The sequence below is a fragment of the Paenibacillus polymyxa genome, assembly GCF_015710975.1.
GTDB classification, from domain to species: domain Bacteria; phylum Bacillota; class Bacilli; order Paenibacillales; family Paenibacillaceae; genus Paenibacillus; species Paenibacillus polymyxa.
The window spans coordinates 4,041,681-4,060,883 of sequence record NZ_CP049783.1 but is presented as its reverse complement, the minus strand read 5'-3'; the positions used below and the strand labels follow the sequence as shown (position 1 = coordinate 4,060,883).

15 protein-coding genes and 1 other annotated feature are annotated in these 19,203 nt (G+C 44.6%); of the genes, 4 read left to right on the top strand and 11 right to left on the bottom strand.

The genetic code is table 11. The annotated features are described in order from the left end of the window. Window positions 1-22: 22 nt before the first annotated feature. Together G7035_RS18000 and G7035_RS17995 are read right to left on the bottom strand one after the other, a co-directional pair. Window positions 23-451 (bottom strand): CBS domain-containing protein, encoded by a 429-nt coding sequence (locus G7035_RS18000; RefSeq protein WP_013371865.1) that lies wholly within the window; start codon window positions 449-451, stop codon window positions 23-25. Between the two features lie 84 nt (window positions 452-535). After that, window positions 536-1,741 carry a M20 family metallopeptidase gene (locus tag G7035_RS17995; RefSeq protein WP_016822368.1) on the bottom strand — a complete coding sequence of 402 codons (1,206 nt, stop codon included), beginning with the start codon at window positions 1,739-1,741 and terminating at the stop codon, window positions 536-538. A 248-nt stretch (window positions 1,742-1,989) separates the two neighbouring features. Between G7035_RS17995 and ftsW the strand changes: the two genes are divergently transcribed. After that, a complete protein-coding gene (ftsW, locus tag G7035_RS17990) occupies window positions 1,990-3,252 on the top strand; it encodes a putative lipid II flippase FtsW (RefSeq protein WP_016822369.1) in 1,263 nt (420 codons plus the stop codon). A gap of 226 nt (window positions 3,253-3,478) precedes the next feature. On the opposite strand, the gene G7035_RS17985 is transcribed toward ftsW, so the two are convergent. Beyond that, window positions 3,479-3,844, bottom strand: coding sequence for an Asp23/Gls24 family envelope stress response protein (locus G7035_RS17985; RefSeq protein ID WP_013310912.1), 366 nt, complete (start codon window positions 3,842-3,844; stop codon window positions 3,479-3,481). 192 nt (window positions 3,845-4,036) lie between these two features. On the opposite strand from G7035_RS17985, the gene cax reads away from it, so the two are divergent. Continuing rightward, window positions 4,037-5,107, top strand: coding sequence for a calcium/proton exchanger (gene cax, locus G7035_RS17980; protein WP_013371868.1), 1,071 nt, complete (start codon window positions 4,037-4,039; stop codon window positions 5,105-5,107). A 228-nt stretch (window positions 5,108-5,335) separates the two neighbouring features. On the opposite strand, the gene G7035_RS17975 is transcribed toward cax, so the two are convergent. From G7035_RS17975 to G7035_RS17955, 5 genes are all read right to left on the bottom strand, one after another. Continuing rightward, window positions 5,336-5,626 carry an Fpa/YlaN family protein gene (locus tag G7035_RS17975; protein ID WP_007431028.1) on the bottom strand — a complete coding sequence of 97 codons (291 nt, stop codon included), beginning with the start codon at window positions 5,624-5,626 and terminating at the stop codon, window positions 5,336-5,338. A gap of 140 nt (window positions 5,627-5,766) precedes the next feature. Continuing rightward, window positions 5,767-6,009: an HPr family phosphocarrier protein gene (locus G7035_RS17970; RefSeq protein WP_013371869.1), complete on the bottom strand. Its 243-nt coding sequence runs from the start codon at window positions 6,007-6,009 to the stop codon at window positions 5,767-5,769. Between the two features lie 91 nt (window positions 6,010-6,100). Further along, window positions 6,101-7,216, bottom strand: coding sequence for an aminopeptidase (locus G7035_RS17965; RefSeq protein ID WP_019687956.1), 1,116 nt, complete (start codon window positions 7,214-7,216; stop codon window positions 6,101-6,103). 75 nt (window positions 7,217-7,291) lie between these two features. Further along, window positions 7,292-8,116, bottom strand: a complete 825-nt coding sequence (locus G7035_RS17960) for a hypothetical protein (RefSeq protein ID WP_019687957.1) — start codon at window positions 8,114-8,116, stop codon at window positions 7,292-7,294. A 169-nt stretch (window positions 8,117-8,285) separates the two neighbouring features. Further along, window positions 8,286-10,271 carry a sensor domain-containing diguanylate cyclase gene (locus tag G7035_RS17955; protein WP_019687958.1) on the bottom strand — a complete coding sequence of 662 codons (1,986 nt, stop codon included), beginning with the start codon at window positions 10,269-10,271 and terminating at the stop codon, window positions 8,286-8,288. Window positions 10,272-10,707: 436 nt separating this feature from the next. Here G7035_RS17955 and rpsD point away from each other — a divergent pair, with 436 nt between their 5' ends. Further along, complete coding sequence (gene rpsD / locus G7035_RS17950; protein WP_016822373.1) at window positions 10,708-11,307, top strand: 30S ribosomal protein S4; 600 nt, start codon at window positions 10,708-10,710, stop codon at window positions 11,305-11,307. A gap of 77 nt (window positions 11,308-11,384) precedes the next feature. Here the strand turns inward: rpsD and G7035_RS17945 are convergent, their stop codons facing one another. Together G7035_RS17945 and tyrS are read right to left on the bottom strand one after the other, a co-directional pair. After that, entirely contained in the window at window positions 11,385-12,251 is an 867-nt protein-coding gene (locus G7035_RS17945) for an AraC family transcriptional regulator (protein WP_019687960.1), read from the bottom strand. Window positions 12,252-12,447: 196 nt separating this feature from the next. Then, window positions 12,448-13,701, bottom strand: a complete 1,254-nt coding sequence (gene tyrS, locus G7035_RS17940) for a tyrosine--tRNA ligase (protein ID WP_019687961.1) — start codon at window positions 13,699-13,701, stop codon at window positions 12,448-12,450. Between the two features lie 65 nt (window positions 13,702-13,766). Further along, window positions 13,767-14,033, bottom strand: a binding site (T-box leader). A gap of 135 nt (window positions 14,034-14,168) precedes the next feature. Here tyrS and G7035_RS17935 point away from each other — a divergent pair. After that, on the top strand, window positions 14,169-17,192 hold the full coding sequence (locus G7035_RS17935) for a transglycosylase domain-containing protein (protein ID WP_019687962.1): 3,024 nt from the start codon (window positions 14,169-14,171) through the stop codon (window positions 17,190-17,192). Between the two features lie 123 nt (window positions 17,193-17,315). Here the strand turns inward: G7035_RS17935 and acsA are convergent, their stop codons facing one another. Beyond that, the gene (gene acsA, locus G7035_RS17930; RefSeq protein ID WP_019687963.1) at window positions 17,316-19,031 is read right to left on the bottom strand and encodes an acetate--CoA ligase; all 1,716 of its coding nucleotides are present in this window, start codon (window positions 19,029-19,031) and stop codon (window positions 17,316-17,318) included. Between the last annotated feature and the right edge of the window lie 172 nt (window positions 19,032-19,203).

Below are 19,203 nucleotides of genomic sequence, written 5' to 3'. Positions count from 1 at the left end.
TGGTACCTGCTATATTATCCTTCTAGTGAACCTGCTCGGAAATTTGGCTAAGCGCCTCTCCAGCGTTGTCTGCAAAAATATTACGAACCGCTAAATCCCCAATCGAAACAATCCCGATCAGACGGTCTCCTTCCGTCACGGGCAAACGACGGATTTGCTGTTCTGCCATCAGTTCAGCTGCTTGGTCCACTGACATGTCAGCACTGGCTGTACGAATACCTGTTGTCATTACCGTATCCACCGAACCAGAACCAGAATTTTTAGCTGCGTAGCCGCGAATCACAAGGTCACGGTCTGTTACCACACCGATCAACTTATCACTGCCTTCGCTTTCCACAACTGGGATAAAACCAGTATCATTGTCTTTCATTTTGACCGCTATTTCGTAAATATTGTCCTGCGGGGTAACCGTTACACATTTTTTAGTCATAACTTCCTGAACCTTTTTCATGGGTACTCCCTCCTTTTCAAGAGTAGGGTACCCCATTTCATTCAGCTCATACTCCAGATTGGACCCTTCCCAATTTAGCTCGTATTAGCCGTTAATTGCCCCTTCTTTTCGTCCAGCAACATATCCGGTAGACATGGCAATAAACAGACGAACTGCGTTGATCATGGCATCCTCATCAAAATCAAATTTTGGATGGTGATGCGGATAAATTGCTCCTTTGGCCGGATTACCCGCCCCGACGAACATAAAACAACCTGGCACACGTTCCAAATAATACGCAAAATCTTCGGCAGGCATCAACTTTGGCGCTTCCTGTACATTCCCCTCGCCGAACACAGGCTTTGCTTCCTTAAAAAAGCGGGATGCTTCCTGGGCATCGTTAACAACTGGCGGGTATCCCATAATGTAACGAATTTTTGCTGATGTCCCATATGTTGCTGCTGTAAGCTCAGTTACCTCATGCAATCGCTCTTTCATGACCGTCCGGGTCTGCTCATCAAACGTACGAATGGTTCCACTCAAGCGGCAGGTTTCTGCAATTATATTTTGCGCAGAGCCCCCTTGGATCGTTCCCACCGTCAACACAGCAGGCTTTAACGGGTCGACTGAACGGCTTACGATACTCTGCAGTTGCATAACAAGAGCAGAGCCTGCCACCACACTATCATTAGTGGACTGGGGCATACCGCCATGCCCACCCTTACCTGCAATTTCAATATAAAAATCGTCGGCAGCCGCCATCAACGGCCCTGCACAACTCGCAGCGGTCCCGACCGAGAAGGGTGTCCATAAATGGATGCCATAAATAACATCCACACCTTCCAGTACGCCATCTTTGATGACATTAACCGCACCCCCAGGCAGCAATTCCTCCGCAGGCTGGAACAAAAACCGGATTTCTCCCTCCAGCTCATCACGGTTCAGACTGTAATAGTATGCTGTTCCAAGCAAAACAGACGTATGTCCGTCATGTCCGCAAGCATGCATGGCCCCATCCACACTGGAGCGATATTCACATTCCTTTTCATCCTGAATAGGAAGAGCGTCCATATCGGCGCGTAACATAACCACAGGTCCAGGTTTGGCACCACGAATGGTACCTACAACACCGTGTCCCCCTACCTGTCGGCGAACATCTAATCCCCAGCTCTCTAGCTTATCCGCTACAAAAGCGGCAGTTTTACTTTCCTGAAAAGAAATTTCGGGATTCTTATGTAAATGTCTACGCCACTCCACCATGTTTTGTTGTAATTGATTAAACCAGGTTTGGTCCATCGCCTGTTGTGTCATTATGTTCCACCTCTCCTTTTAAAACATCGGGACAGCTTCCGATAAATCATGCAGCTTTACCCCATACGCGCCGTTTCTCTCAAGTCTTTATTTTTATCCTATTGTAGCAGATATGGAATTGTTGTGATATCTGTTGTTCCAGATGGTTGCAGAAGCCTATCAAACATACTATGATAAAATGGATAAACGATAAAATGATAAACGTCTGCGAGGAATATACCTTGCGGCGAATACCGGGGGAAGCTGATATGAGAAATACGAAGCCGGAGACTCGAAGAAGAGGGACACCGGATTTCCAATTGCTGATCCTCACTTTGTTGCTGGTTGGATTCGGTGTAATCATGGTATTTAGCTCCAGCTCCAGCGTAGCTCTGCTGAATAAAGAATACAATTTTGACTCTTTATATTTTGTAAAGCGCCAGTCCGCATTTGCTATACTTGGACTTTTTATTATGCTGGTAGCTATGAATATTAAGATGGAAAAATATAAAAAGCTTTTTGTACCTTTATTTTTCATAACCATATTACTGCTAATCATCGTACTTTTTACAGGCTCTCTGAATGGTGCAAAAAGCTGGCTCAGATTTGGTAGTATTGGCTTCCAGCCAACAGAACTCGCAAAGATATCCATCATCCTTTACTTATCCGCACTGATTGTCAAAAAAGGAGATCGATTTAGAGATTTGCGGACTGGCTACATACCTGTAACGGTCATTGTAGGCTCTGTCGCAGGACTCATCATGCTTCAACCGGATTTAGGCTCCTGCTTTATTTTGGTAGCCACCAGCGGCCTGATTATTTATGCCGGGGGGGCCAGCGTCAAACACATTACAGCATCAATCATCCTGCTCGTGCTAGGCGCTTCCATCGTATTTGGTATTGGATCGTTGTTTGGAGGAGATTCCGACAGCGCAAATGGACAGGCTACTGCTGCCAAGCAAGATTATAAAATCGGACGCTTTCAAGCCTTTCTTAATCCCGAGAAGTATAGACAAGGCACAGGATACAATCTGGTGCAGTCCCTGCAAGCAATTGGCGAAGGCGGCTTAAACGGATCAGGATTTGGTAAAGGCATTATCAAGCTTCATTATCTGCCCAACTCGTTTAATGATTTTATCTTTTCAGTTATTGGTGAAGAATTCGGATTTATCGGAACAGCCATTTTCCTAATGCTATATTTGTATTTCATTTGGCGAGGCATGATCATTGCTCTGCGTTGCCATGATCCGTTCGGAACGTTGGTGGGCACTGGCATCATGGGTTTGATCGCCATTCAGGCCTTCATTAATATCGGCGGGGTAACCCAAACGATTCCAATCACTGGCGTAACTCTTCCGTTTATTAGCTTTGGTGGTTCCTCCCTGCTTGTCATGATGTTTTCTATGGGCATCATGCTCAGTATTTCTCGTGAGAACACCAAACAAGCAGTGCAAGAACGCACCACAGGGGTGACGGTCCGTAATGAAGTTCCCACTCGCTTTCAAACTCGTAGAACCAACCGTTACCGCTAAAAAAAGAACTTCCATATGACCACTAATCACGGTGGCATTGGAAGTTCTTTTTTTGTATATGTATATAACTACAGGTCCGTCTGCAAAATGTTAACCAGAAGATTCACAAAACGAAAACTGGCGTTTTATAACCACCAGTTTTCGTGTTCTTATGCGGATTATCGCACGGAATTCCCGGCATCTATACCATTGGTGAAAAAATGTCCATTAGCATGCAGTGGTTCTATTACACTGCGTCGTCCTTGAACGCGACACCTTCCACTTTTACGTTCACTTCCACGACCCGCAACCCCGTCATGCTTTCGACGGCTTCTCGCACATTTTGCTGAAGAATTCGGGACACCTCATGAATAGGTGTTTCGTAGAGCACGATAATACGTAGATCAATGGCAGCTTCCAGTTGTCCAACCTCCACTGATACGCCCTTTTGCACATTTTTACCGCTCAGCCTTTTGGCCCAGCCTTCCGATAAGCCGCCTGACATTGCAGCAATGCCTGGTGTCTCTAATGCGGCCATCCCGGCAATTTTTCCTACGACATCGTTGGAAATCTTGATGTTTCCTGCTTCCAGTTGTTGAATTTGCTCTGCCATGACCTATGTCCCCCTTCATCCATCCTTTATTTGTATTGTAAAGCCTCAGCCACTCCAAATGCAAACCTTACGTATAAAAACATCGTTCGTTTACAACCTATATCATTTTGGGTATATTAATTTAGAAAAATCCATACAAGTGACAGTATTCACCAAACTTGTACACATCTATTGATATCGAGGTGCTCTTCATTGAAAAAATGGTTATCTCCCGCTTTGCTTATAGCGACATTTGCTCTTAGTGCAGTCGCTCATTACACACATTGGAATGCCATAGCCCAATTTGTCATTTGTGCGATTTCTGTTGTATTCGTAGCCGGTTTTCTCGGTAGGGCGACTGAAAGTGTTGCTCATTATGCTGGTCAACGTTTAGGTGGATTCTTAAATGCCACCTTTGGTAACGCAGCCGAGCTGATCATCGCCATTTTTCTTGTCAAAGAAGGTCTTTACGATATGGTAAAGGCCAGTCTTACCGGTTCGATCATCGGCAATCTGCTGCTGGTGCTCGGAGCGAGTCTGTTCGCTGGCGGTTTGAAATATAAAGTGCAAAATTTCAATATATCGCTGGCTGGATTAAGTGGCTCACTGATGATTGTGGCTGTTATTGCCTTGTTCGTTCCAGCTGTCTTTCTGAACACACATGTGATCACGGATAGCGAGTCAGATACACTCAGTCTCATTGTTGCAGGCACGCTCATTGTCGCGTATATTGCGTGGCTTATTTTTTCTATGATTACGCATAAGGACTATTTAGCTGACGTGACCGAACAAAAAGATGAAGAATTGCCGCATGAGCATGCCCCTGTATGGTCTAGAAATAAATCCATTGCCTATTTGGTACTCGCTACCGTTATGGTCGCTTTTGTCAGTGAATGGCTGGTAGGTACACTGGAAGTATTTACGACTCAATTTGGACTCAGCGAATTGTTTGTGGGTGCATTTCTTGTCGCTATTATTGGTAATGCGGCCGAACATAGCGCTGCCATTTTACTAGCCATGAAGAACAAAATCGGTGCATCTGTTGAAATTGCTGTCGGCAGCAGTTTGCAAATTGCCCTATTCGTTGCCCCTGTGCTGATTTTTGTCAGTTACTTTATGGGAAACACGATGAATATCGTTTTCACCACCATTGAATTGGTAGCCATTGCCGTCGCTGTATTTATCGCCAAATCCATCACTCAGGACGGCTCAACCAACTGGTATGAGGGACTCATGCTACTGGTAGTGTATGTATTGTTGGGTGTATCCTTCTTCCTGGTGTAGCTTCCAAAGTTTAAAATGTAGATTACATTGTAGTGACTTCTTCGCGTTTCGTTTATTCTTCTGATCACTAATGCCCTTGAATTTTTAAGACGATATAACCCCTTAAACTGTAAAAATTCAAGGGCAAAGGTGAATGCTATAAGCGACCTCTCGTCCCCTTTTTAAAAAATGGCATCAAAAAAAGCATGCTCTCAAACTTCGCATGCTCTCATCAATTCAACCGTCTTCCTAATTAGCCTTATTATTCATGGCCTCATATAGAATAGCCAGATTGCGTTCCAGCTCACTGACCAGCTGTTTACCTACCATTTCCGGAAGAAGTCCGGCACGAACCGCAAAATCCACTTCCTTGGAAAATCCGTACATCTGAGTATCCAGCACTTCCTCATAGAGAGGGCAATAACGGGTTGCCAGATTCTCCATCTGTACTTCAATAAGCTTCTTTATTTTATCTGCATCTTCCTGAAGCAGATTAATGGCCTTGATATTCAATTGTTCCTGCAAATCAGATGAAGTCATGGATTCTTCCCCCCTATGTCTCAATGTCGCACAAGACGTCCTAACCTTAATATTAGACCAAATTGCAGGCTAATACAAGAACCTGACAAAAAAAGCATCCCTACAGTTACAGGTAGGGATGCTTTTGCTTCCTCAATAAGTTAGGTGGCTACTGAAATGTGCAGCCCGTGCTTCTGGAACACCTCAATAATCGCTTTTTTGGCTTCCTCGGCGTCAGGCCCGTGAACATGCAGCTCATAACTGTGACTGCTGACCAACGTCGTAAACAAGCCCAGTATACTTTTCACATCAATATACTTATTTTCGGAATGAAGGACGATGGAAGAAGTGAATTTGCTCGCCGTCTGTGCAATTTCAACAACCGCCGCATTATTGTTGGACATAGTAAGATCCCTCGCTTTACTGGATTGTCATGTATCAATGCTCATTCATTATGATACATTGAAATCGCTTTCTCAGCAAGAACAGATATCGTTATTTCAAGTTTTCAGGATTTAAAGGCTCCAGCTCAGGCAGCACAAAAATGCCATCCTTACGGATTAGAACATCATCAAAATAAATTTCACCGCCACCATATTCTGGACGTTGAATCAATACCAAATCCCAATGAATCGAAGAACGGTTACCGTTATCCGCCGTTTCATAAGCTTGACCTGGTGTAAAGTGCAAGCTGCCTGCAATCTTCTCGTCAAACAGAATATCCTTCATTGGGTGTAAAATGTGTGGGTTAAACCCGATGGCAAACTCGCCAATATAGCGTGCTCCCTCATCGGAATCGAGAATATCATTTAACCGCTTTGTATCGTTGCTTGTCGCTTCCACGATTTTACCATTTTCAAAACGGAATTTAACATTCTCAAAGGTAATTCCATTATACAGGGTTTGTGCATTATAGCTAATAGTTCCGTTAACTGAATCACGTACAGGCGCGCTGTATACTTCGCCATCCGGAATATTGCATTGACCCGAACACTTAATGGCTCCGATTTGCTTGATAGAGAAGCTCAGGTCAGTACCTGGACCGCTGATCCGTACTTTGTCTGTCCGATTCATCAAGTCTGCCAATGCATCTTGAGCCTTGTCCATTTTTGCGTAATCCAGGTTACATACATCGAAATAAAAATCTTCGAATGCTTCGGTGCTGATATTGGCCAATTGAGCCATGCTGTCATTCGGATAACGCAGCACTACCCATTTTGTGTGTTTCACTCGTTGTTCGCTATGTACCGCATGCTGATAAATTGAATTATACATTTTCATTTTATCTTCCGGTACATCTGACAGATCATTTACATTTTCGCCTGCACGAATTCCGATGTAACAGTCCATTTGTTTCATCCGGTTGAGGTCAATTTCAGCCCAAGTTTCCAGCATTTCCTTTGTCGCATTGCGAAGCATAGCGCTCTGCACCTTACGATCTGTAAGCTGAACAAAAACATTTCCACCCTTTTTACCAACTTCATGAATGATGGCGTTAAGCAAGTCACGCTCTGTACCAATCATTTCGATCAATACATTTTCTCCAGGCTGCACTTCAACAGAGTAACCTACCAGATTTTCCGCCAGCTTAAGTATTCTAGGATCTTTCATGTAGTGTCTCTCCTTCTTTATTCGCTCTTTTTGAACAACGGTTAATTCAAATTCCATTGTATCATGCCCGCTCCGTTACTTGTAGTCCTCAAAAACAACTCGGGTGATCAGAGCCTCCTGATGCTGCTCTTCATTCGCAACCTGTCGGGAAATTCGGCATTCCGATGATAGATTTAAGGGTAAACCCGTTTGGCGATCTATAGTTAAATGGTACACAGTCTGCACACTGGAATGCTCCAGTTGGTTGTTCATATCCTCACAACTCTGCTTCCATATTTGGCTCAGCTTTTGTTGCAGCTCTCGGTTTGTTTCTGTATGCTGTGTTTTTAATATCCTGATTTGAGGATTTAACGTATTCATCTCTTCCATTAAACGTTCTTTTAACCAACGCTTTGCCGAGGCAGGTTCTGGTTCAATCCTCACCACCCAAGTTCCCCGGGCAGCTCCCTTTTCCATACGAATGCTCTTATTCAGTGTATTTAATTCCTCTAGCTCCTGAATCGGATTGAAGCGATTTAACATGCCATTTTGAACCATAGAAGTATCCCCAGATGTCAGCGCAATCCATTTCCCATTTTGACGAAGAAATCGTTCATGTGTAACACCAGGCTCGGACTTACCTTCTTTTAGTGCTACATAGTCGCCTTGCTTACGGAAAGCCTCTGTAGATCCCCAGTGCATGATTAATTCATCGTGATTTCTTAGCTTCCCGCGATATTCAAACTGTTTAGCCGTAGGCAGACCGCCGTCAGTTCTGATTCCAGTCTGTCCGCTAAATGTTATCCTCTCTCTGCCAGCCATTCCTGCAACAGATCTTCTAAAAATCTGCTCAGGAGTATATTGTCGATCCAGTACACAACCGCTTAACACACATATAATTAGAAACGCACAGCCCCGCATTACCCATTGCTTTCTCCAATGCATACCATCATCCGTCCTATCCTAAACATGACTATAAATCATGATAAAAATTCTGTTTTAGAACATCCATGTTATAGCTACGCTTAGGATTACCTGTCTACAAACGGTTATGCAAAACAAAAAGAGAACATTCCCTAAGGAATATTCTCTACACATCGCCTATATGATCAATAACTATACGATTACGGCCTTCATTTTTTGCTTCATATAAGGCCATATCAGCCCTATAAAATAAAGATTCGATACTGATCTGCTCGTCCAGCCAGTTCCATTCAGCAATCCCACAAGAAACAGTCACCTGAGGATTAGTTTCATATTGTACACGGCTACGTATTTTTTCTGCATACCCCAGTGCCTGCTGCACCCCCAGCTGCGGCAAATAAATGGCAAGCTCCTCTCCGCCCCATCTGGCACATACATCCTCATCACGGGTCGCCGAGCGAACAATATTGCTGACGCTTTTCAGAATTTCGTCCCCCGTCTGGTGGCCATACGTATCATTCACCTGCTTGAATTGGTCAATATCGACCAAAATAAGAGAGCCACAGAAATCTTTTTCCTGATGCTCCTGAATGATTCGGTCTACATAATGACGCACATATAAACCTGTTAGCATGTCCATATTAGCGAGACGCCGCACCTCGGCATGCAGCATAGCATTAGTTACGGCCAGTCCGATATGAGGAGCCAGCATTTGCAGCATCTTGTAATTATCGTAAGAAAAAAAGTGTGGAAGCTTGCTCGATAATAATATAACCCCTCTAGGAGTCCCCCTGTTCTTCATAGGCACAGCCATCAATGACTGAGAGTCAGTCGCATCCATAAACCAAGAGGATATCTTTCCATCCTTCCTATAGTCAGACACAATCACAGGCTCTCCTGTTTTGCATATCAGTCCAGCAAATCCGCCTTCACGAGGGTAACTCTCCAGCTTTAAACTTTCCACATTGCTTGACATCACCCTAAAGCAACTTCCATCCTGATCCAGCTGCACAATACAACAAAAGTCGGCCATGAACATTTTTAATAACTCCTGCACGGCAAACTCAAATATTTCATTTAATTTCAGGCTCTGATTCAAACGCTGAACCAACTCATTAATGAGCCGCAATTCATGGATAAGTACATTCGATTGCTCCAGCAGCTTCGCATTTTCAAATGCGGTGCCAGCTGTATCTGCCATCATCGCAATCAGCTCTACGTCCACTTTTTCCATACTATCCGCACCTGCCGGAAGAATCATATGGAAAACACCATATACGCCCTGCTTACCACGTAACGGGATACCGATTTCAGTTATTTCATCTTGTGGACCAGCAGGCTCATTCACAGCCATTTGCCCTTTCATAAATGCACGGACACATACATCCTCGTCCCGTTCATGCAGCAACAAAGGCTTGACCTGAGGATTTCGACTGTGCCGATCCTGACTCATATACAACGTGATATCCACATGGGGAAACAAATAGGCGATACTTCCAAATACTTCATCCAGCACGCCTTCCACATCGATCTTGTCATGCATCCGTTTTACAATCTGAAATAAAATAGAGCGGCGTCTGCCCTCACGTTCGCTCCGATTCTGCATCCCTAGGATATCTTCCATAAATATATACTCAAACTTCGAGTAAAAGCAGGATCTAAAATGCAAAGAAGCCACTAACAATGCGTCCTGATTCGAGACAGAATGTTGAGCAGGCCGTGTAAAACGAAGAGCGGCGAAAGGCTCTCTCTTGTAATTGCGGCATAATATGGGGACCATGTATACAAATGCAAGGCTCCCATCTCGAAGTTTACGCTGGCTCACTTCCATCTCTCTAGATATGCAACAACGCTCGACCAACTCTAAATCCTCGTCATCATCCTCTTCCCTACCAGCAACCCGAACACCTGTAAAATTAAAGACAGCAGTATACTCTTCACTGATCCAGGATATACCATTGCTCTGCTGTAACCAATTCCGATATCCTTGGACGAGAAGCTGATTAATATAGGGGTAATCATAGGGTGTCATATCCATGTTCTGGAGCCAGGCAAAAGACGTATATCCTTTATCATCAAACAGCGGAGCACCGCTAGCCTGCACTGTTTTACTGTCAAGCGTTTGCTGATCCGTTGTTGAAAATTCCGACATATTAAGGCGCTCCTTCACAGCAAAATTAGCTGTACCAAGACAGCGGCTATACACCACTATAGCTCATAATATGATCTATTTTACTCTCAACTTTAGAAATTTGCATCCATTTTTCAGAAATTCGTCCCACTTTTTTAGTTCTAAAGCCCTATCGACAAATTTTGACGTTTTCATTCTTTTTCTCTTCTTGACATTGACCCACTATACCATATAATATATATTATTGAAAAAGACTGTACGGCAGAACTATCTACTGTGCGGATCTTAAATTTTGGGCGTAACAGTTTGTGTCACCCTCATCTTATTTGTTGCTGACAGGACAGCGGCTGAACTTTTCTGTCAGTAGTGCGTCTCACCTTACTAGGTAGCGCCGAACAAATTGGAGCGCAAAGAGAGCCCCAACTCAAATTTTAATTATGAAGGAGTTAACTCTATAATGGCACGTTACACTGGTCCTAAATTTAAATTGAGCCGTCGTCTCGGTATTTCCCTGAGCGGCACAGGTAAAGAATTGAAACGCCCTTTCCCTCCGGGACAACATGGTGCAAACCAACGGAGAAAAATCAGTAACTACGGTATGCAGCTTCAAGAAAAGCAAAAGCTGCGCCACATGTACGGTTTGGGTGAAAAACAATTCCGTACCCTGTTCAACAAAGCTCAACACATGCACGGTATCGCTGGTGAGAACTTCATGTTCTTGCTGGAAAGCCGCCTGGACAACCTTGTATTCCGTCTTGGCTTTGCTAATTCCCGTGCAGGCGCACGTCAATTGGTAGCTCATGGTCACGTTACTGTGAACGGTAAAAAAGTTGACATCGCTTCTTACCAAGTAAGCCTTGGCGACGTGATCGGTCTTCGTGAAAGAAGTCGTTCCCTGTCTTCCATCAAAGAAGCTTTGGAAAACCGTAACCACTTGGCAGCTTACCTGGAGTACAATGACGCAGCTCTGGAAGGTAAATACATTCGTTTGCCTGAGCGTGCTGAATTGTCCCAAGATATCGATGAAAAACAAATCGTCGAATTCTACAACCGCTAATCCTTGCATTAGCACCAAAAAGCACCCGAATTCATTCGGGTGCTTTTTATATTCCCCACGCATTAAGCCTTAGAGTTTTATTCAATGGGGATGTACACTTTCATATTCAAATGATCAGGATAGGAATTCATCACGTCCGTAATTTCAAAATCAGGTCCCTCCCTCCGTTCAAAATTAGAATTAGGAAGCCATGTGCCGTAGATAAAATCTCGTATACTCTGAACACGTCCATTTGAACCTGAAGCGTCAAACTCAGCATACTTGCCTGCTGGAATCTCCATATATATGAAACCCTCAGCCAGTTCTTTTGATTCTTCTTCAACGGCCTCACCCACCACAAATGAAAATGCACCGTTGTCTTCAAATCGACAGGCAATCCCATATGACATTCCCGGTGCGATTTTATTTGGAATACACATAAAATATTCATGTGCGCCAAAGTGTTCATAAAATCCTGGGATTTCTTTATAATGCTGCTCATTATTGAGATTTGTTTTATATTCATATCCTACAATTTTGGTCGTTTCGAGTTGCAGTATCACAGGCTTGTTCACCTCTAATTCCTCCGCTGCGTTTTTTTTGTAATCCAGAAAATTGATTTTACTTTGATCAGAAAGCTCAATATCACAGTTACGATATTTCCCAGGGGTGATCCCAAAACTTTTTTCAAAAGCGCGAGTAAAAGCTTCTTGCGAGTTGTACTGATACTCAATAGCTATGTCCAATACCTTTTGGTTGGATTGCTTTAGCCGTTTTGCCGCCTCGGACAATCTTCTCCTTCTTATATATTGTTGAACTGTAAAACCCGAAATGGCCTGAAAAACCCGCTGGAAATGAAAAGCTGAAAAGTATGCCTGTGAAGCAATCTCGGCAATTTTTAAATCTTCCCGGAGATTCAATTCAATAAACTCAATCGCACACTGAATTCGTTTAAAGTAGTCCATATAATCCTTCCCCACACTTGTTATTTATCTAGCCTTCACCCACATTGGGCAACCCACGTATTCATTATGTAAAACTCTGTATCTATTTGTTTGATTATTTGTGCTAAGTTTACCACGGCTTTTCGCTTGGTAGAAATAAAAAAAGCAGCACTGAGATACGAGATCAATCTCAACGCTGCTTTTAAATGTATTTTAATTATCCAAGCTTGATTTTAGCAAATTTCCGTTTACCTACCTGTACAATGTCGCCTTCCTGCGGCTTGTATGCTTCGTTCACATCGGTCCACTTCTCTTCATTAATTTTGACCGACCCCTGCTGAATACTACGCTTGGCCTCACCGTTAGATGCTGCAAAGCCTAGATGAGTCAGCAACTGGATCACACGAATGCCACCTTCTTCTAACTGATCTGCTGTTAAGGTGAATTCTTCAATGTCATCAGGAAGCGCGCGTTGTTGGAATACAGTCACAAAATGCTGCTTGGCCGCTTCTGCCGCCTCTTCACCGTGGTACATGCGCACTAATGTTCCGGCCAGTTTCATTTTGGCATCGCGTGGATGCACCGAACCCTCCTTAACACCTTTCGCCAGCTCTGCCAGCTCCTCATTGGTAATATCCGTTGCAAGCTCAAAATATTTCAGCATCAACTCATCAGGAACGGACATCGATTTACCATAAATTTCATTTGGCTCCTCATCCACACCAATGTAGTTACCCAAACTTTTACTCATCTTTTGAACGCCATCAAGCCCCTCAAGCAGTGGCAATGTAATGGTTGCCTGCGGTTCTACTCCGTATTCCTTTTGCAGGGTTCTGCCCATCAGCAGATTAAACTTTTGATCTGTTCCTCCCAATTCTATATCGCTTTGGAGAGCCACAGAGTCCATGCCCTGCATCAGCGGGTAAAAGAACTCATGGATGCTGATCGGCAAGCCGTTTTGGTACCTTTTTGTAAAATCATCCCGCTCCAACATACGGGCAACCGTTACTTTGGCAGACAGAGTTACCACATCCGCAAAAGACATCGGTCCTAACCATTCGGAATTGTAGCATACCTTTGTCTTTTCAGGATCGAGAATCTTAAAAATTTGTTCCTTGTATGTTTGTGCATTACGCTGTACATCTTCCTCAGTCAGTTGCTTGCGGGTCTCCGATTTACCTGTCGGATCACCAATTCTGCCTGTAAAATCTCCGATAATCAGTTGCACTTGATGCCCTAATTCCTGGAACTGGCGCAGTTTGTGCATAACAACCGTATGTCCGATGTGAATATCGGGTGCAGACGGATCTAGACCCAGCTTAATTTTAAGTGGCTCGCCGCTAACAACCGATTTAATAACCTTACGCTTCAGCTCATCCTCAGGTACAATTTCCGCTACTCCACGACGGATAACTTCTAGTTGTCGTTCTACCTCTGCCTGTTGCTCAGGCTTCAATTCTTCCCACTTCATCTTGAATCCCTCCTATTTTCCATCCAATATTTACTATTTAAACAAACCAAAAAGCCCCTTTCATCCCAAGGGACGAGAAGGAGCTACTCGCGTTACCACCCTAATTAAAGAAACGTATGCAAAAAACCAACGTTTCTTTCACTTCATTCCTATAACGAGTTTACACCCGGTACCGGATTACTATGGAGAGCTTCGCAAACCTGCAAAAGCTTCCATTCATCCAGACAGCTCCAGACGGTAATTCAAAGGAGGGACGCTACCGATTCACACCACCCATCGGCTCTCTGCACAACGTGATTCCACCTTCTACTGAAGTCTTTCTCTGCTTTTCACGATATTTACTTTGACCTATTTATAACACACTGTTTTTATGTAGTCAACGACACCAAAAGACAGGCTTTTTAGCATATGGGTTCATTTTGTAATTTTATGCTATAATAATGGCTGTTATAAAGGAGGAAGACTTAATGGTTGAAGAAAAAAACAATGTATCAGAGCCTAAGCCTTCCCGCTTACGGAGAACCATGCGAAGGCTCGGCCGTGTCATAAAGTGGGTCGTCATCATCGGTTTTATGGGGGCACTATTCGCAGGGGGAACCGCCGCTGGCTATGTTGCTTCTATTGTAAAAAACGAGCCCGTGCGTTCCAGATCTACGATTCTACAGGAAGTAGATAAAAATGCAATTACAGGCTTCGCTTATTTTAATGATGGCTCTCCCATCGGGCAGCTTCGGACCGAGGAAGATCGAAGACCTGTTACGTTTAAGGAGATTCCTCAGCTCGTCATTGACGCAGTTATTGCCATTGAAGATAATCATTTTTACGAGCATAAAGGTGTCGATTTGTCGGGAACGCTGCGTGCTGTGAAGCAAAAGGCACTACATGAATCCGTACAAACTGGAGGGAGTACGCTTACCCAGCAGCTTGCACGTCGTGTCTTTTTAAATCTTGATCGTACGGATGACCGCAAGGTCAAAGAAATTTTGCTATCTCTGCGCCTTGAGCGCTTCCTGAGCAAGCAGCAAATAATTACAGCCTATCTCAATAAGGTACCTTTCGGTAACGGATCAAGCGGTTACAACGTCTTTGGTATTAAAGCAGCGGCCAAAGGTATTTTTAATGAGAATGATTTGGGCAAGCTTAATGTAGCCCAAGCTGCCTATCTGGCAGGTCTGCCGCAACTCCCTTCTTCTTATTCTGCTTACAACGGTAAAGGTGAGTTTAATGAAGCCGGATTTAAAAGAGCGATTAACCGCCAGCACCTGGTGCTCAGCCGAATGCTGGAGGAGAACAAAATCAATAAAGCACAATATGATGAAGCGATGGCTTTTGATATCAAAAAATCTCTAGCACCACGCACTGTTAAGGCTTATAACACCTATCCATATCTTATGATGGAAACAGAGCGGCAAGCTGCTCAGGCACTCATGTCTGTCACCAATCCGAGTCAAGCAGCTAATGCCAGTGCAGATACCAAAACCAAGGATGATAACGACATGCTCAAAGAAGCTGAACAGCAGCTTCGCACAGGCGGCTATATGGTATATACCACCATTGATAAGAGCGTGTACAAATCCATGCGTCAAATTGCAGAAAATAATGACAACTTCTCTGCTACAAGTAAAACCAAGGGTGACGAGCAAGCGGCGGCCATTCTGATTCAGCATAAAACCGGCGCCATTCTCGGTATGATGGAAGGTCGGGACTTCCAAAAAGAGCAAATGAACTATGCTACCCAGATGGTACGCCAGCCGGGTTCAGCCATGAAACCGATTGCTGCTTATCTGCCTGCTTTGGACAGCGGTCTTGTACAGCCTGGCACGATTGTGGATGATGCTCCTATTATTTTGAAAGATGGCAGTAATGGATATCACATCCCGAAAAATGCCAACAACCGCTACCAAGGATTAGTCACAGCGCGTTATGCACTGAATCAATCGCTAAATACGATAGCACTCAAGCTGTTTAACGAAAAGGTAGGGATCAATAAGGCTTGGGCTTTTGCTAAAAAACTGGGTATTACCACCTTGGAACCAAGTGATAACAACGCCCAAACCGGTGTACTCGGCGGCTTGGCCCACGGGGTAACCGTTGAGGAACTAACCAATGCATATGGAGCCATCCCAAATGGCGGTGTGTTTAATGATGCCTACATGATCGAAAAGATCGTGGATTCGCAAGGCAATATTGTATACAAGCATCAGCCTAATCCTGTACAGGCCTTCACACCACAAACCGCCTACCTGATGACAGATATGTTACGTACAGCCGTATCGGAAGGCACAGGCAGACTGGTGAAGCGTAACTTTAATCAATCCGGCAAGATTCCGATCGCCGGCAAGACAGGTACTACGCAATCTTACACCGATGTGTGGTTTGAGGGTTTTACGCCTGACGTCACGCTGGGAGTGTGGGTTGGTTACAAGCAACCTGTCAATAAGCTTGAAACGAAAGCACAAAAAGAGCGGGCTCGTCGTCTATGGGCTCTAATCATGAATGAAGTAACGGCTAAAGATTCTCAGTTATTCCAAACGGACAGTTTCAAGAGACCTGACGGTATTGTAAGCCGGACAGCGTCCGCCTATGGTTCAGACATTTATAACAGTAAATATTTACCCAAAAACAGTGAAAATGGTGTTACCCGTGCGAAATACATTACCTATCAGGGTGTAAATTACATTCCACGTGATGGTACGCCAGATGATATGTTGTATGAACGGACCGTTAGAAAACGGGAAAAGCCAATCTCAGAATTGATTAAAGAGCTTCAGCAAGCCTTTAGAGTGATGAGACGGCATAATTCGTTGTCCTACTATCTGCCTCAAGATGCAGATAAAGAAGCACCTACTCAGATTGATCCACGCAAGGACGATGGGGCAGCTCCTAACGCTCCATCTAGCGTCAGCGTAAGCTATAGTGATGGCAAAGCCATAATTAGCTTTAGCCCAAGCGGAAACAGTGATGTTGTAGGTTACCGTCTATATCGTTCTACAGATGGAGGCAGCTTCCAACGGCTTGGAAAGGTTGTCATGGCTGATGGCTCCAAGGTATTCTCTGATAGCCCTGGTGGAAGCAGCGCAAGTTACTATGTGACCGCCGTTGATGTGGGAGGACATGAATCTGGGCCAAGTACCCAAGCAAGTGCAGCGCCTGTAGTGCCACCTGCAGATTCTGAGTCACCAGATATTCCGGGCGAGGGAGATGGAACAGGTGCACAGCCTACAGAAGTTCCTACTGCTCCTGGGCAGCCCCAAGCTAAAGCTGCAGGCACGTCCGTAGTCCTCCAATGGAGTGCAGGAAAGCCTGCGGACGCTATAACAGCCTATAACGTATATTACAGTGAAAGCGGTGCGGAGCCTTTTAAAAACATAGGCTCTACCGCAAACACCAGCTTTGAGTATAAACCAGGCCGCAAGCCCAAAGGCTGGTTCCGTGTTACTTCCATGAATACCATGGGGGAATCAGCTCCTTCTGGAGCCGTTCGTCCATAGTTCAAAACAAAAACAAGAAGCGATAGTTTGGGTGAGATGCATGAGTTCACCCTAATAAAAAAGGGAGTCTCCATAGCTATAATAGCTATGGAGACTCCCTTTTTGGTGCAAACATGCATCAATTCAATCCTCAATAGTAGACAAGTCACCTGTAGGAAGGTTAAGCTCCCAAGCTTTCAGCACACGTCTCATAATTTTGCCGGAACGGGTTTTGGGTAACCTTTCCTTAAATTCAATTTCACGCGGAGCAGCATGAGCAGACAGCCCTTCCTTGACGAAGCGGTAAATGTCCTGTTGTAACGCTTCCGACGCGGTATAGCCATCACGCAGGGCGAGAAAAGCTTTAATGATCTCTCCTCGTACAGTATCTGGTTTGCCAATGACTCCTGCTTCTGCTACGGCAGGATGCTCCAGAAGCTTGCTCTCCACCTCAAAAGGACCGATGCGCTCTCCAGAGGAGTTAATAACATCATCAATTCTCCCCTGAAACCAGAAATATCCATCCTCATCCATGTAAGCTGAATCACCGGATACATACCAACCGGAAAAGCGGAAATATTCCTGAAACTTATTGGGGTTGTTCCATATGCGGCTCATCATGGATGGCCATGGTGTACGAATCGCCAAATGTCCCATCCTATTAGGAGGCAACACCTGGCCTCTGTCGTCCAAAATAGCAGCCTGAATACCTGGAAGTGGCTTTCCCATCGAACCCGGCTTAATCGGCAGCTCTGGGTAATTACAGATCAACTGTCCTCCTGTTTCCGTCATCCACCAAGTATCATGAATACGCTGTGTGTATACTTGCCAACCCCATCTCACTACCTCGGGATTCAGTGGCTCCCCAACGGATAATACATGCCGCAAGCTGCTTAGATCATAATTGGCAACTACCTGCTCCCCTGCGCTCATCAACATCCGAAACGCCGTAGGAGCACTATACCAAATAGTCACTTCGTGACGTTCAATCGTGCGGTACCAATCCTCTGGGCTGAAACGTCCTCCACGGATGACATTCGTGGCTCCATTTAGCCAAGGAGCAAAAATACCATATGATGTTCCCGTAACCCAACCAGGGTCCGCAGTACACCAATACACATCATCTTCCCGCAGATCCAGTACCACTTTCCCCGTATAGTAATGCTGAATCATTGCATTTTGCACATGATACACGCCTTTGGGCTTGCCCGTTGAGCCTGACGTATAGTGAATAATTAATCCATCTTCACGCCCCAGCCATTCGGGCTCAAGATCTTCTGAGGACGTGAGCATTTCCGTTTCGAAATCAATAATTCCCTGCTCCCGTTCGTCCATATCACCAACCACAAAAATATGACGCAACGCAGGAAGCTCCTCACGTTTCACCCGTGAAAGAAGCGCAGGTGTGGTTACTAGTGCCACCGCCCCGCTATCCTCCAAGCGATCTTTAACCGCCGTTTCCATAAACGCCTCAAATAGTGGACCGACAACAGCCCCTACCTTTAAAACCCCAAGCATGCTAATGACCAGTTCAGGTGAACGCGGCATGAATATAAACACCCGCTCCCCTTTACCAATACCGTATTTGCGCAGCACATTTCCGAACCTGTTGGAGCTGGCACGGAGCTGAGAAAAAGTGTAGGTTTCATGACGGTTTGCGTCGCAATACAAAAGTGCTGCTTTCTCCCCCCGGCCTTCCTCTACATGTCGATCAATCGCCTCATGTGCCATATTCACTTTGCCTGTTTCATACCACGTAAAATGACGTTCTACATCTTCCCACTGAAAGTTGTTGTAAGCTTGTTCATAAGGGCCCATGTTGGATGTGGGAACTACAGCCTGGAGTTCTTCAATCTTCATGCGTTCAGCCTCCTCACAATGGAATAATGAGAATTACACAGAACAAAATAGCGCTTACAAAATTAATGATGCAAATCAGGTCTTTTGATTTGTGGTTTGATTTAAAGCATTTAATTGTGAACAATTCGTGTCTAAATCAGTATATCATAGGTGAGGATGTGACGACCATCCT

Coding starts and splice junctions, on each gene's coding strand:
- rpsD (WP_016822373.1), top strand. CDS start 10,708: ATGGCACGTTACACTGGTCCTAAATTTAAATTGAGCCGTCGTCTCGGT.
- G7035_RS17945 (WP_019687960.1), bottom strand. CDS start 12,251: ATGGACTACTTTAAACGAATTCAGTGTGCGATTGAGTTTATTGAATTG.
- acsA (WP_019687963.1), bottom strand. CDS start 19,031: ATGAAGATTGAAGAACTCCAGGCTGTAGTTCCCACATCCAACATGGGC.
- ftsW (WP_016822369.1), top strand. CDS start 1,990: ATGAGAAATACGAAGCCGGAGACTCGAAGAAGAGGGACACCGGATTTC.
- G7035_RS17955 (WP_019687958.1), bottom strand. CDS start 10,271: ATGTCGGAATTTTCAACAACGGATCAGCAAACGCTTGACAGTAAAACA.
- tyrS (WP_019687961.1), bottom strand. CDS start 13,701: ATGAAGTGGGAAGAATTGAAGCCTGAGCAACAGGCAGAGGTAGAACGA.
- G7035_RS18000 (WP_013371865.1), bottom strand. CDS start 451: ATGAAAAAGGTTCAGGAAGTTATGACTAAAAAATGTGTAACGGTTACC.
- G7035_RS17960 (WP_019687957.1), bottom strand. CDS start 8,116: ATGCGGGGCTGTGCGTTTCTAATTATATGTGTGTTAAGCGGTTGTGTA.
- G7035_RS17975 (WP_007431028.1), bottom strand. CDS start 5,626: ATGACTTCATCTGATTTGCAGGAACAATTGAATATCAAGGCCATTAAT.
- G7035_RS17965 (WP_019687956.1), bottom strand. CDS start 7,216: ATGAAAGATCCTAGAATACTTAAGCTGGCGGAAAATCTGGTAGGTTAC.
- G7035_RS17995 (WP_016822368.1), bottom strand. CDS start 1,741: ATGACACAACAGGCGATGGACCAAACCTGGTTTAATCAATTACAACAA.
- G7035_RS17935 (WP_019687962.1), top strand. CDS start 14,169: ATGGTTGAAGAAAAAAACAATGTATCAGAGCCTAAGCCTTCCCGCTTA.
- G7035_RS17970 (WP_013371869.1), bottom strand. CDS start 6,009: ATGTCCAACAATAATGCGGCGGTTGTTGAAATTGCACAGACGGCGAGC.
- G7035_RS17985 (WP_013310912.1), bottom strand. CDS start 3,844: ATGGCAGAGCAAATTCAACAACTGGAAGCAGGAAACATCAAGATTTCC.